This window comes from Viridibacillus sp. NPDC093762, assembly GCF_050279675.1.
Taxonomy (GTDB): domain Bacteria; phylum Bacillota; class Bacilli; order Bacillales_A; family Planococcaceae; genus Viridibacillus.
This window is the reverse complement of the sequence record NZ_JBNNUK010000024.1, coordinates 1-14,241: the sequence shown is the minus strand read 5'-3', so window position 1 is coordinate 14,241 and position 14,241 is coordinate 1. Positions and strand designations below refer to the sequence as shown.

At 34.2% G+C, this 14,241-nt stretch carries 9 protein-coding genes; 1 reads left to right on the top strand and 8 read right to left on the bottom strand.

All coding sequences use genetic code 11. The features are described from left to right. Window positions 1-149: 149 nt before the first annotated feature. The gene (locus ACQKM9_RS19380; RefSeq protein ID WP_427736042.1) at window positions 150-749 is read right to left on the bottom strand and encodes a M15 family metallopeptidase; all 600 of its coding nucleotides are present in this window, start codon (window positions 747-749) and stop codon (window positions 150-152) included. A 336-nt stretch (window positions 750-1,085) separates the two neighbouring features. On the opposite strand from ACQKM9_RS19380, the gene ACQKM9_RS19375 reads away from it, so the two are divergent. Then, window positions 1,086-2,879 (top strand): S9 family peptidase, encoded by a 1,794-nt coding sequence (locus ACQKM9_RS19375; protein WP_427736012.1) that lies wholly within the window; start codon window positions 1,086-1,088, stop codon window positions 2,877-2,879. A 74-nt stretch (window positions 2,880-2,953) separates the two neighbouring features. Here ACQKM9_RS19375 and ACQKM9_RS19370 read toward each other — a convergent pair whose 3' ends face one another. From ACQKM9_RS19370 to ACQKM9_RS19340, 7 genes are all read right to left on the bottom strand, one after another. Then, window positions 2,954-3,844 (bottom strand): patatin-like phospholipase family protein, encoded by an 891-nt coding sequence (locus tag ACQKM9_RS19370; RefSeq protein ID WP_427736011.1) that lies wholly within the window; start codon window positions 3,842-3,844, stop codon window positions 2,954-2,956. Between the two features lie 342 nt (window positions 3,845-4,186). Continuing rightward, window positions 4,187-4,774 carry a Maf family protein gene (locus ACQKM9_RS19365; protein WP_427736010.1) on the bottom strand — a complete coding sequence of 196 codons (588 nt, stop codon included), beginning with the start codon at window positions 4,772-4,774 and terminating at the stop codon, window positions 4,187-4,189. Between the two features lie 313 nt (window positions 4,775-5,087). Further along, complete coding sequence (gene dcm / locus ACQKM9_RS19360; RefSeq protein WP_427736009.1) at window positions 5,088-6,338, bottom strand: DNA (cytosine-5-)-methyltransferase; 1,251 nt, start codon at window positions 6,336-6,338, stop codon at window positions 5,088-5,090. Between the two features lie 212 nt (window positions 6,339-6,550). Further along, entirely contained in the window at window positions 6,551-7,642 is a 1,092-nt protein-coding gene (locus tag ACQKM9_RS19355) for a hypothetical protein (protein WP_427736008.1), read from the bottom strand. Window positions 7,643-7,689: 47 nt separating this feature from the next. Beyond that, window positions 7,690-9,042 carry a Sau3AI family type II restriction endonuclease gene (locus ACQKM9_RS19350; RefSeq protein WP_427736007.1) on the bottom strand — a complete coding sequence of 451 codons (1,353 nt, stop codon included), beginning with the start codon at window positions 9,040-9,042 and terminating at the stop codon, window positions 7,690-7,692. A 371-nt stretch (window positions 9,043-9,413) separates the two neighbouring features. After that, on the bottom strand, window positions 9,414-10,715 hold the full coding sequence (locus ACQKM9_RS19345) for an NCS2 family permease (protein ID WP_427736006.1): 1,302 nt from the start codon (window positions 10,713-10,715) through the stop codon (window positions 9,414-9,416). Between the two features lie 709 nt (window positions 10,716-11,424). Continuing rightward, a complete protein-coding gene (locus ACQKM9_RS19340) occupies window positions 11,425-14,031 on the bottom strand; it encodes a cation-translocating P-type ATPase (RefSeq protein WP_427736005.1) in 2,607 nt (868 codons plus the stop codon). Window positions 14,032-14,241 lie beyond the last annotated feature (210 nt).

Here is a 14,241-nt window from a genome sequence, read left to right as displayed (position 1 = left end):
CATATGATTTATTCAATACTAATATAATAATAGGCTTAATTTTACACGAATTAAAACTCAAACTCTGTTTTTTAAAAAACTAAGTTGTAACATTTTTTAGAAGAAAATCCTAAAAAAAGAACCATCTCCAAAGCAAACTTTTGAGATGGTCATTTTAAATTATTATCTTCAGCTAAGCGATACCCTTCTTGAAGCATAGGGATATTCAATCCAAAGGTCATTTGTAAATGCGGATAATCTTTGAATTGTTTCCAATCTCCACCCCATTCAAACCCAAGCTCCTTTGCTATTTCAGCGACTTCGAACCAATCTGATTTTCCATTGTGATTACCATCATATTCAATATCCCATTCAATTCCGCCATTCGCATTCTTAATGGCATAGTCAAAGGCTAATCCATAATTATGAAAAGATTCTCCTCCCTTTGAATTTGTGACGATGTTCCCTTTAGTAGTTCTACCTTGGTTATACAACTCATTCTGCTTCTCAAATGGTCTAAGCCCTTCTGTTATCATGACATCAATATCTATTTCATCTGCTTTTTCTAATAAGACATTTTTATTCTCTTCCACAATAGGATGTAGCTCCGTAGGGATTGGCGCCTCATCCCCAAGGAGGACATATTTGTTATCTTCTATTTGGCTTAGTTGGCTAAGTTGGCTAAATATATACAATAAACTAAAGGTAATAGTAAAAATAATAATGATAAAGATCCCTATAATTAAGCTGTAATTAGTGTTGCTTTTCATGTAGAACTGATCTCCTCTAACAAATGATTCCTCTTTAGTATGAGGCATTCAATTTTCCCCATACATTATAGCGTAAAAAAGCAAAATTAAAAGGATTGAGCTCGGTACAATACTGAACTCAAACCCTTTATTGATCATATATTCAGTTAGAAACTAGTAGAGCCCTTAAAAGGATGAACTTAATTGGAATTTAACTCCATTTCTTCATTTTATCTTGTATAATATAAAGTGGGAATATTTAGATATCTCTTTCATTTAAACATTAGAGCATTTTAATATGGTACCTATAAAGAGATGTTACTCGTATTTACTAACTTTAAGAAAAGAGGAATAGCTATGATTCAGTTTGGAAAGCCGGATATTACAAATTTTTTACAAAATTTAACCGTTAGTGATTTTGCCGTTAGTCCTGATGAAAAGCAGATTGTATTATGTACGAATTTTAATGGTCATTTTAATCTATGGGGAATGGATGTAGAGAAAAAATTCCCATATCCACTGACTTTTAATAATCAAATTTCTGATTTTATAACATATTCGAAAACAGGTGAATTCCTTTTAGCTGGATTTGATAAAGATGGTGATGAAAATAGCCAAATTTATGCGATTGCACCTGAGGGAGGAAGCATAGTACCTATTCGCTTTAAAGAAGGAGAGCGTCATCTCTACGCACATTTGACCGAGAATGGTAAAAACCTATATTACACTACAACTGATGGGAATGCGAAGTATTTAAATAGTCTAGTTTATGACATTGAGAGTGGTAAGGAAAAGATACTTATAGAAGGTAGTGTTGCACCTACTTATATCACTGCAGTTAGCCCTGAAGAAAAATCATTTGTTTATATAAAATCGTTTGGTAATTCGCATTCATTAGCATATGTACAGACCGATGTTGAGAATGTATTGCTCACACCACCAACGGATGAACAGCATACCGTATCCGATTTTGTATATACTTCTGAAGACGAAATCTATTTTTTAACAAACTATGATGACGATCTTAGCTATTTAGCGAAATTTGACATTCAGTCGAGACAATTTAAAAAGGTGCTTCAATTAGAAAAAGAAGACTTTACAAGTATTTATTATTCAAAAAAAGAGCATGCACTATATATTGTTGGTTCTTATGGTGTAGAGGATCGGCTTTATCGTTATACAATTGCAGATGGAACAAATGAAAAAACCGAAATACCTGTAGATATTATTGAGAAAATGGTTATCATGCCAAGCGGACATTTATATTTGCTTGGGAAAACGGCTACGAAACCAAATAATATTTTTGTTTCAAAGGAAACAGGAAGTTCCTGGTTAGAGTTAACGCACTATCGAGTACCAGGTATTCGAGACGAGGATTTGGTGGAACCCGAAGTGCTGCGCTATCCATCGTTTGATGGTTTAGAAATTGAGGCACTTTTGTTCAAGGCAAAGGAAGAAAATTCGAATGGTTATGTTATTTTATGGCCACATGGTGGTCCACAGGCTAATGAACGTAAATCATTTCGATCGATGTTCCAATTCCTTGTGAACCAAGGATACTCTATTTTTGCACCTAACTTTAGAGGCTCATCGAACTACGGTTTAAACTTTATGAAAATGGTTGAGGGTGATTGGGGTCATGGCCCTCGTCTTGATAATATTACGGGGATTGATTGGCTTATTGAAAAAGGCTATGCAGATCGTGATAAAATGCTGCTTTTAGGTGGTAGCTATGGCGGCTATATGGCACTTCTCCTACACGGCCGTCATGCAGATTACTTTAAAGCGGTTGTCGATATTTTTGGTCCAAGTAATTTATTTTCATTTATTGAGTCTGTTCCAGAGTTTTGGGGACCATTTATGAAGCAATGGATAGGTGATCCCGAGCAGGATAAAGATAGATTAATAGCTGATTCACCAATTACGTATTTAGACGGTATGACGAAGCCTATGTTAGTTATTCAAGGGGCGAACGATCCTCGTGTTGTTCAAAAGGAATCTGACCAAATCGTTGCTGCATTGAAAGAAAAAGGGAGAAATGTGTCATATACTGTCCTAGAGGATGAGGGACATGGATTCACGAAAAAGGCGAACGAAATTTACGTGTATAAGAAGATACTGGAATTCTTTAATACAGAAATTAACAAATAACTGTAATAACCTCCTATCAAATTAATTGGTAGGAGGTTATTACAGTTTTAAATTTAAAATAAACAACTTTATGACTAAAACACATTTTGCCACGTTTTTAAAAATTGCAATGTGCTTTCTCTTCCAATACTGATTAAACTTTCTTTTGTTTCTTGATTTAGATTAAATTGTGTCGCGCTGTAATTTTCAACGGGTATGAAAATAATGTCCTTTTCAAGTCTACGAGAAATATATCGCTCATCATGTGCATCTTTCATAGTTGTAAAGAGTGCTTCAAATAATTGCAGTCCATTGTTAATTTTTTGCGGATCCATTTCTTCTCTAGGATGACTTAGCTTTAATCCAATTACTGGCCGTTCTTTCCAACCACTATCATTATCAAATATCCATATCGGAAAATTACTAAGTACTCCTCCATCTACTACTATTGATTCTTCATTTGCAATCTTTAGTTTGACCGGCTCAAAGAAAAAAGGAATTCCACAGCTCATTCGTAAAGCGCGTGCAACTGAAAATGACTCCCCATCTACCCCGTAGTTTTTTAAATCATCGGGGAGTATTAGCATTTTGCCATTCGTTAAATCAGAAGCGATGAGCTTTAAAGAACCGCTGGGTAAATCACCAAATGTATAAATGTCTTTAATTGCTAGTTTTTTATAAAACCATTTCTCTAGCGCTTTTCCCTGATATAAACCCATTTTAAAATATAGATTTAGCCATTTCAGAAATGACAATCCAAACAATGTTCTAGGTGGATCAAGCAACGAAGAAACATCCAGTTCATCTAACATCTTCTCTATTTCAGTTGAGGTAAATCCGGCTGCGATAAAACTTGCGAAAATAGCACCCGCACTCGTTCCAGCAACTCGATTAAAATGAATGTCCCTTTCCTCAAGCACTTGATATGCTCCTAAATATGCAAAGCCTTTAATTCCCCCACCAGAAAATACCCCATCGACAATCAATACTTTTCCCCCTTCATCCGTACTGATAACTCCGTAAGAAATGAGAGCGTTATTAAGAACTTATGTCGAAAATGCCGTGAAAATGTTTCTTATCTAAATTAATTTATTTTGATTAGATTTAGAAAAAGGTAGTGTTTAGGTCATTCTACTTGGTACAATCAGGGAATATAAAGAATGTTATAAATTCGATGAAACGAACTTTCTATCTCCTTCTAAAGTGTTTAAAAAATATAGACTTTAAAAGGAATGGTATCTAAAAAAGAGGACTTCAAAATTGAAGTCCTCTTTTTATGTACAGTTTGTATCATTAACTTTTCGAAACAAAAACAGAAATTGTTACTTTTATAATGTGATTAGTTTTCTAGCAATGAGATGCTCACATAACGATGCTAACGGTAAGCCAACTACGTTTAAATAATCCCCCTCAATACGATCGACCAAAAAGACACCTTCAGTTTGTATGCCGTAACCACCAGCTTTATCAAAAGGATCTCCAGTTGCGACATATGCTTCTAGCAATTCATCGGAAACGTTTTTAAAGACAACTGTTGTTTTTTCAACTAATGTTGTTTCTGTCCCGTCCTCTTCAATAATTGCGACAGCAGTTAAAACATCGTGTGCTGTATTACGTAATGTTCGAAGATGTGCCATTGCTTCATCATGACTCTTTGGTTTATGTAGCAATTGATTGTCTTTTGCTACGACTGTATCTGCACCAATGACTACTTGAACTGGTGATAATTTCGCCACTGCGCGCGCTTTTAATAGTGCCACCTCTGTTACATATTGCGAGACTGCTGACGCTTGTACACTCGTCTCTTCTACATCAGCAGTAACAATTTCGAATGGTATATTTAAACGGCCGAAAAGCTCCTTACGTCGTGGTGATGCAGATGCTAAAATAAATGATCTTGTTGTTTGAAATTGCATAGTCTTCACTCCTCATTTGTATCATACAAAAGATGACGGTATTTGCAAAATTAAATGCTATTAACTTTGAATCTGTCCCCACTGATTTTATCCTTCTCTTCAAAAATTGAGTGAGATTCGGTCAGAGTAATCATTTCTAGTAATCCATCTATAAAAATAGATGGTTGTTTTTCTGGCTATCTGGTTGAGCATTTATGCTTCTCAGAATTTTTATTAAGCCCTCTTTCTAGCTAACAGCCAAATGAGAAGCAAAAAGTATTTAAGTTAAGAAAAAACTGCACCTACAATCATTGAGATTGAGATGCAGCATACGTCATAACATTAACATTATTTGTTCTGAAGTAATGTGTTCATTTACTTCAATATCTAAAATTGTTAATCCCATCTGTTTAATAAGATCAACCACTAATGCATTTCCCATACAGAAGTAACGCATACGTTCTGGCATTCCTGCAGTCCAGTTATCTGGGAATGAGTTTAATCGCTCACACTCAATAGGTGTTAAGAAACGTTTTCGTCCATCAACCTCAACTATATGTGTACTACGGTTTACTGAAGCTTCACTAGTTAACATTGTACGGCCTGGCCCATTTAAATCATCAGTTGCGGACATGCCACCTTCAGAGAAAATGTATTTATGACCTTCTGCTGATGTTCGCTCAATTTTTTTTGGTCCTCGTAAATAGGAGAACTTTTCTACTTGAGCAGGTGTTAAATAGTACTTTTCATCTACTGTAGCTTCTTCTACTAAAATATCTTTTAGAGGGATAGATTTTTCGTTTTCTACAATTGTTTGTGCTGTATAGACATTTCCATTCATCATCACGCCTGCCGTATGAAAAGAAAAAGAAAACTTGTCCGAAATTTCAACAATATCTTCTGGTAAAGTTACTGTACTAATACGTTCTTTATAAGGTTCTTGTTTTACAGAAAAAGTATTTGCAAAAAAGCCTTCTTTAAATACAATATCATGTGAATTAAAATCAAGCTGTTTTTCTGCAAAATCAAGTGTATTTTTATATGCGAAAATAAAAACACGACGGCGTTTTTGTGCGCATCCGTATTCAGCTGCATTCACTACTCGCCATTCCACAATATAGTTTAAATCACGGAATGTCGCTAACATAATTGCAAAATCACGCCCACGTTGCTTTGACGGTGATTTCAATAAACGATCGACATTTTCCAAAAGTACATATTTAGGATGTGAGTTTTCAAGAACTCGTTTAATTTCCCAAAACAATACCCCTTTTTTGCCTTCAAGTCCTTTTTCATTTGATAAAGTACGAGCTACGGAGTAATCTTGGCAAGGAAAACCGCCTACTAATAAATCTATGTTTAACATCTGGAATACTTCATCCGGAACTGTCGTAATATCTTCATTACTATGAATTCCACTATTGAAGTTTCGAGTATAACAATCATATGCATCTTGCGTTTTGCGCGATGGCTCCCATTGGTTTGCCCAAACTGTTTTAAAAACATCTGAGTTCGCTTTTTCCAAACCTAATCGAAATCCACCCACGCCCGCAAATAACTCGACTACATTTAGAGCATTTTTCATATAGCGAACATCCTTTCTTATCTTTCTTTATTATAATGAAAAAGAACACCTTAAGTCAAGATCAAAACTAGTAATACTACCATATTAATATTATCACTTTAATTCTCAATAGGATTAAATACCCATACTTAATACTGTTTCTGCTAATAAATTTTAAATTTTTTAAATTAGAAACTAAAAACCTTAACTTTAATATCATAATTACGTATAAATTATTTAACTTCTTCAAATTGTAATTTTTTTAATTGTTTATTGTAACTATATTTCAAGAGCTTCAAATTAAACCACTCACTTGTTTTAGGAGGTCTTCTTCCTTTTGTAAAAACTCTTCTACCAATTAGTTTTTTTAATTCTATTACATCTACCGGAAAGTCTCTTGCAACAACAAAAGCTTCAACCATATCATAATCCCCGTAAGTATATTCCTGATTGACCCAGTCAACATATTTCATAATTTGATGAATAACATCAACTGTTGCACTATCTTTTTTTATTTCAATTACTAAATATTTTGATACAGTGTGAAAGTTCGGAATGAATTTATAACCAAAAACGTCCATTTTATCCATATAATCTACAGGTTTAAATGGAGAAGCTACCACTTGGTGTGAAAGGTAATCCCAATGACCAAATTCTCCATTTGGGTTGTTTTTTATGTAGGAGATGATTCCTGCTTCTATTGCCATTTCATGTTTTATAAAGGCTTCGCTAGATGCAAGTTCTAATATATTTTCAGATGTCGCCTTATATCTTTCACTATGTAATGCTCTTACTCTATCATGTAGAAATATGGATGTATCGAAAATATTTTCTTGATCGAACATTTTTGACTCATTCGTTTTTAATATGACATCTAATAATGCTTTATTTTCAATGTCATCAATTTTAATAAATGAAAGTTTCCATAAAACTCTAAGCATTTTAAATGATTGCGGATTTGATTCTAAAACGTCATCCATGTCAATACCTTGTTTATAAAAATGAGGAGCCCCTTCAAAAGTACAGATAAAGCGATTCCCTAAATTAAATTCAGTTTTATTCAAAATCATTTGGTCCTGTAAATCTTGAAATTTTTTACACTTAGGAATATCCGCATCTGGAAAGTTTAATAATTTACAGTCTCCTTCTATATTTTTCAGTTTACCTACACCATATATTTTTCTTTTAATAAAGAAATAAACGTTATCTCCCTCTGACATTGAAAGATAATCTGCAAATGTCCCCTCGTGATGTTTGCTCCAAACATCCTTACTAGGAATATTTAGGTTTGTACTATAAATTCCATTATTAATGATTTCTGACAATGAATCAAAACTATCTAACGTAAAGATATATCCCGCCATTATTACACCTACTCCTTAACTATTTCAGCAACATACCCTGCATTCAACCAATAACATTGCTTTGTTATCCATTGCCCATCAGGTAGCTGAATTTTATCGTTTCCATCTGCTCCTTTAGGACGAACGTGCAATACACCATTATAATTTGTTTTAGGAAAGTTATTTTCAATCCCTTTTTTCGTTTTAGTTAAAACGACACCTTCATTTAAAACACGGCGAATTTCCGTCCAATAATTAAAGAGTTCATCTTTAATTGTTTCCATTGGCATATGCCAAAGTTTAATACCTTTGAAGCGCAAAATATTTTCTTGATCAAACTGAAATACTACAAATAGTAACTGCATTTCGAGAAAATAGTTTCGAATGTAACTATCTTCCCATTCTTCTTCAAGAATTTCATGAAAATCGATGTTTTTAAATGACATGCTTTGTTGTGGTCTACCATTTTGCTGCAAGCGAACTGTTTTAAACTGAATATTCGCCTTTGCAAATTCTGCTACTTTATCTAGTTTAGTTCCCTTTACACCTAATAAAGCACTTATTAAATTCGCAACAGATGATCGATTACTAGGATTAATTTTAACTTGTAATTGATCAGCAATCTCATAGAAAGTCATACCGATAAATGGAGCAAATTTTTCTTTTAACAGCTGTTCTATTGTTTTTTCTTTCAATTCATTTTTAGAAGAAAAATACGTTAATGTTTCTTTGGATATGTATTCCCGAACAATAGATGTCATATATGAACTTTTCAGAGAAAACGCTCGCTGCATAGCAAGCTCATCAGAAAAAGGCTGTTTGCGTAAAGAATTTTTATTGGCTCCTTTTGTACAAGCCCCTAAATATAGTGTATCTCCTTCAGAAAGTAAGTGAGCTTTTCCTTGGCGAATCTTATCGGTGATAAACTCCCAATCTTTTTTGATGATAATTAGATCTTCTTCAGGGAATTCATAAAGAATTGCCTCAATAATTTTATATTCACCACGTTCTAGTTCTTTTTTCCATTCATAAAACATTAACAACATTTTTTGATTTTTATTCCAAAAACTAGAATTTTCAAATGTATAATTTACTTCTTCCATATAGTTAATAATATTTAAAACGAGACGTTCCTTAGCTGAAAGGCTTTTATCTTTGTTTTGTTTAAAAGGTGTTACTTTAAGCTCTACACCAAGTTCAGCAAAATCCGCTTCTGCTTTACTATTGATTTCATATTCAAAATAGCTTTCTTCTATTATATTACCTAATGCCCCTGTGGCTCCTTTTTTTAATAAACGACCTTTTTTGTCGATTTCTCTAAACGTAAGACCACGGGCTTGTTGAGCTTTAATTTCTAGTTCTTCAATACTCTTATATTCCATTACTATGTCCTCTTTTCAGATGAATATCTTATTACTTATCTTTCAATTCATTCCTTTATTTATAATAAGCAGTTGATGCTTCATACCTTTTCGAACATGAAACGTAGTTTTCTATGTAAAAAATATGCTTATTTATAGTAACGAGTTACTCCATTAAAGCTTTATAAGAGCTAACTTGTTTTATACTCCTTAAATATCATCCTAAATGTTATTACATAGGTATATATTAACACATTATAGATAAGAGGATAATCCTGTGAAAATCCAAGAATCCGTTTATTTGTTGTATTGGAAAGTGAAGAAATACCCATCATCCTATAACGAGAAAAAAATGCCCACTGCATCTAAATAGGCAGTGAGCATTTTCTGTATTAGTGAGGTAAGAATAGTAATTGGAATGCAAATAGAATAGCGAAAACATAAAGCATTGGATGTACTTCTTTTGCTTCACCTTTAACAATTTTCAAAACTGGGTAAGTGATAAAACCAAAAGCAATCCCTGTTGATATGCTTGAAGTTAGCGGCATAATCAAAATGATTAAGAATGCTGGGAACGCTTCTTCAAATTTACCCCATTCAATATCTTTTACTGATCCAATCATTAATGTACCAACAATAATTAAAGTTGGAGAAGTAATAGCAGCAACACCAGAAACAGCACCAACTAATGGACCAAAGAATGAAGCAACGATGAATAGAATAGCTACAGTTAAGCTAGTTAAACCTGTACGGCCACCAGCAGCAACACCAGATGAAGATTCAACAAATGCTGTTGTTGGACTTGTACCAAACATAGACCCAACAGTTGTGGCAACTGAATCAGCTAATAATGCATAACGTGCACGTGGTAATTTATCGCCCTTCATCAAACCTGCTTGCTTTGCGACACCAACCATTGTACCTGTTGTATCAAAGAGTGTAACTAAAATGAATGAGAATACAACGCCATATAATCCAAATGAAACGACTTGGCTAAATGCTTCAATTGGATTCCAAATTAAAATACCTTCTGGTAAATGAGGAAGAGCTACCACTTTTTCAATATGTAATTGATTAGTTAGCACTGCTACAATACCAGTAACAATCATACCGATAAATAGTGCACCTTTGACATTACGTACCATTAAAATTACAGTGATGAATAAACCAAACAACGTTAAGAGTACACCAGGAGAAGTTAAATCACCTAGCATCACTAAGTTACTATCACTTGCGACAATCACTTTGGCCATACGTAAACCAAGGAATGCGATAAATAAACCAATCCCTGCAGTAATTGCATGTTTTAAATTTTGCGGGATTGTCGTTATTAGTTTTTCACGTAATGGAGTCAGAGATAAAAGAATGAAAATTATCCCTGCCACGAAAACAGCAGCAAAGGCAGTTAAATAATCAATTTTACCATCAGAGGATAATACGACCGCATAAGTGAAATATGCATTCAACCCCATACCAGGAGCAATTGCGATTGGATAATTCGCACAAAGTGCCATCCATAATGTACCTATTACAGCAGAAATAATAGTTGCCATAAATACTTGATCAAGTGGTACACCTGCATCCGATAATATTACCGGGTTTACAACAACGATATATATCATAGTGAGGAATGTAGTCATTCCTGCAATAAGTTCAGTCTTAACATTCGTACCATGTTCTTTTAAACGAAACATTTATATTCCTCCTTCTTAAACACGAACATTTTTCGCAACATTAAATATAATATTCGCTTATAAGGCGAAATGCAACCCTTTTTCTCAAAGTCATTATTCTCTAAATTTTTTGATTATATTTGAATAATGCTCATTTTCAATGATTATTTATTATGTAATAAATCTATAGAAGAAATTCTTTAATTGATAGGAATTATTCTGGTTATCAACCCAAAAATGTAGAACTACCATTATTCAAATATTTGTGCAAAAAAAACAGACACTGCTAAGAGTGTCTGTTCAGTATTTCGACAAAAGGCACTCAGAATTCTCACATCTCGAATGTCTTTTGTTATTTTTATATATTTTGGTTATTTAAAATTCACTTTTATAGATAAAAGACTCTTTGAGTGTTAACATGTATTCCATTTTTGAACTTTGCCAAGTTCAATTTGCGAATTTTTAAATCACCGCGGTCCTGCAGGGTCACTATTTTTGATCTCTTTCAGGGTTTTTCATGTCATTATTTTCTATCATCTCAAAAGACTTGTTTATATTACATACGTAGTTGATTGGAGCGGAGGTGGCGACTCCTGCGGGAAGAGCGGGACAGTACAAGACCCTGCCGAAGCGGCTTGGCGCCCGCCCGCGGAATGCGACCACCGTAGCGGAAATAACGATCTTATCTATTTATTTTTTAATAGAAAAAGACCGTAGAATCTTTATGAGTTTATTTATTTCTAACAAACAGAAGTTTATACCACTGATTCACTAAAAACGGCATAATAGACAAGCTATAAATAATACCTAATTGTACCCCACTTAATTTTGCAACTTCAAATAGACCCGTAAGTGATGGAACAAATAGTACTAAATGTAAACTTATAAATCCGATTAAAAATGCAAGCCAAGTATATTTATTCGAGAATATACCGATAGTGAAGATCGATTCTTTTGACCTCGAGTTGAAGCCATGTATTAACCTTGACAAACATAATGTAGTAAATGCCATTGTGCTTGCGGTTAGAGTATCTCCCGTTGACAATCCCATTTGAAAAGCAATGATGGTTGAAATACCAATTAATAATCCTTCGAGCACCACTCGAGTAGTAAATTTTTTATTTAATAATGGAGTGTTAATATTTCTAGGCTTGTCCTTCATTGTTTTCTTATTATGTGGCTCTAAGCCTATTGCAATAGCTGGTAAACTATCGGTAAGTAAGTTGATAAATAATAGATGCACAGGGGCAAATGGAACTGGTAAACCTAATATTGTTGCATATAAAACAACAAATATAGCACCTGCATTACCTGACAATAAGAATAGAATGGCGTTTTTTATATTGGTATACATGCTTCTACCATTCGAAATAGCTTTGACAATCGTTGAAAAATTATCATCTGTTAAAATCATAGAGGATGCATCTTTCGCTACCTCGGTACCGGTTATCCCCATCGCTACACCGATGTCTGCTTGTTTTAAGGCAGGGCCATCATTGACTCCATCTCCCGTCATTGCAACGACATTCCCTTTCTCCTGCCAAGCTTTAACGATACGAATCTTATGCTCTGGGGTTACTCGGGCATAGACAGAGATATCTGGAACTTTTTCTTGTAGTTGTTGATCACTTAACTCTTCAATTTCGTATCCTTCGATGGCTTCTGAAGGATCTTTTAAAATACCAATTTGTTTAGCAATAGCAGTTGCTGTTATTTTATGATCCCCTGTAATCATAACTGGTTTAATACCAGCCTTTATACAGCTTTCTACCGCTTCTTTTGACTCTTCTCTAGGAGGATCCATCATCGCTACTAATCCTAAAAAGGTTAATTCATTTTCGACTGAGACATGAATCGTTTGATTTTTTCTAATTTCTTTGTAAGCAATCGCTAGTACCCGTAAACCATTCATGGAAAAGGCACGATTTACTTCTTCTATTTTTTTACGATGTGCTGCCGTAATATCAATGATGCCTTGAGATGTTTTGATCTTCACAATTTTAGCTAGAAGAACATCTAATGCTCCCTTAGTAATCAAGACATTTTGTTGATTAATATGATTCACTGTACTCATAAGCTTTCTGTCTGAATCAAAAGGAATTTCCGCCATTCTTGGAAATTGATCTCTTACGATTAATTCGTCGAGATTGTACTGCTTCCCTAATTTTACAAGTGCAATTTCAGTAGGGTCTCCAATTTCTTTTTGTTCTCTCTCCAAGGCATTATTACATAAGATTGCCTTTAAGATAAGATCCTTCTCGATTTCATTCTCTGTATGGAGTTCATTATGTGAAATAACTTTTTGATCAACATATACTTGTTGCACAATCATTTTATTTTGAGTGAGGGTTCCCGTTTTATCTGAACAAATAACAGAAACACTACCTAGACTTTCAACTGCATAAAGCTTACGTATAATGGCATTTTCCTTTGCCATCTTTTGTGTCCCAAAAGCCAACACAATGGTAACAATTGAGCTTAATGCCTCTGGTATTGCAGCAACGGCAAGCGAAACAGCAAACATAAAAGATTCTACTATTTCACGGCCTCTAAAAAGATCGATTGTGAAAATGGCTAAACAGATCAGCGTAATACCTAATGCTAATTTTTCTCCAAATTGATCTAGACTAACTTGTAGAGGTGTTTTCTTTTCCTTTGCAGTATCTAGTAAATTGGCAATTTTCCCGATTTCTGTTTCCATGCCAATAGCTGTAACAATGACAATACCACGTCCATTTGTGACAAAGCTCCCCGTGAAAACCATATTTTTTTTATCACCAATCGTAATTTGATCATCATTAATGGCTAATGTACTTTTCTCTACAGCCAACGATTCCCCTGTCAGCGAGCTTTCATTTATATGAAGATTATAGTTTTCTAATAATCTCCCGTCAGCACTTACATAGTCACCGGCTTCCAAATAGAGCAGATCTCCAACCACAATATCTTCTGAATCAATTTCAACAATCTGGTTATCTCGCATCACTTTTGCAACTGGAGAGGTCAATTCTTTCAGATTGTCCAAAGACTTTTCTGCCTTCACATGTTGTACAGTGCCTAGGATTGCGTTTAAAATAACTACAATCAAAATCACAATAGTACTTCCTACTTCACCTAATAGATATGAAACGAAAGCGGCAATCATTAAAATAATGACTAATAAATCTGTAAACTGTCCGAAGAAAACGGCAATTGCACTTGTTCTTTTTCCTGCCACCAATTCATTATAACCGTATTTTTCTTGTCTCTTTTCGACGTCATAATCACTTAACCCTTGTTTTGTTACGTCCAACATATCCATGACTTCAGTTGATGATTGTTGATGATATTCTGACATCTGATTCTCCTTCCAGTATGAAGTTATTAGACTATCATGCTAATTATTAAAACTCTCAGCTGTTCCTTACTTGCTATAGAGTCTCCTAAAACTTAAATAACTCAATTCGAATGTAAATGGTGTGTCAACACAAAACTGGACAACTTTTATAAGGACTGTTGCTTGAATTCCACCGGTGTTAAATAGCCCAGTGTTCCATGAATTCGAATA

Bases quoted from the DNA above. Each gene is read 5' to 3' on its own strand.
- ACQKM9_RS19380 (WP_427736042.1), bottom strand. From the start codon at position 749: ATGAAAAGCAACACTAATTACAGCTTAATTATAGGGATCTTTATCATT.
- ACQKM9_RS19375 (WP_427736012.1), top strand. From the start codon at position 1,086: ATGATTCAGTTTGGAAAGCCGGATATTACAAATTTTTTACAAAATTTA.
- ACQKM9_RS19365 (WP_427736010.1), bottom strand. From the start codon at position 4,774: ATGCAATTTCAAACAACAAGATCATTTATTTTAGCATCTGCATCACCA.
- dcm (WP_427736009.1), bottom strand. From the start codon at position 6,338: ATGAAAAATGCTCTAAATGTAGTCGAGTTATTTGCGGGCGTGGGTGGA.
- ACQKM9_RS19350 (WP_427736007.1), bottom strand. From the start codon at position 9,042: ATGGAATATAAGAGTATTGAAGAACTAGAAATTAAAGCTCAACAAGCC.
- ACQKM9_RS19345 (WP_427736006.1), bottom strand. From the start codon at position 10,715: ATGTTTCGTTTAAAAGAACATGGTACGAATGTTAAGACTGAACTTATT.
- ACQKM9_RS19340 (WP_427736005.1), bottom strand. From the start codon at position 14,031: ATGTCAGAATATCATCAACAATCATCAACTGAAGTCATGGATATGTTG.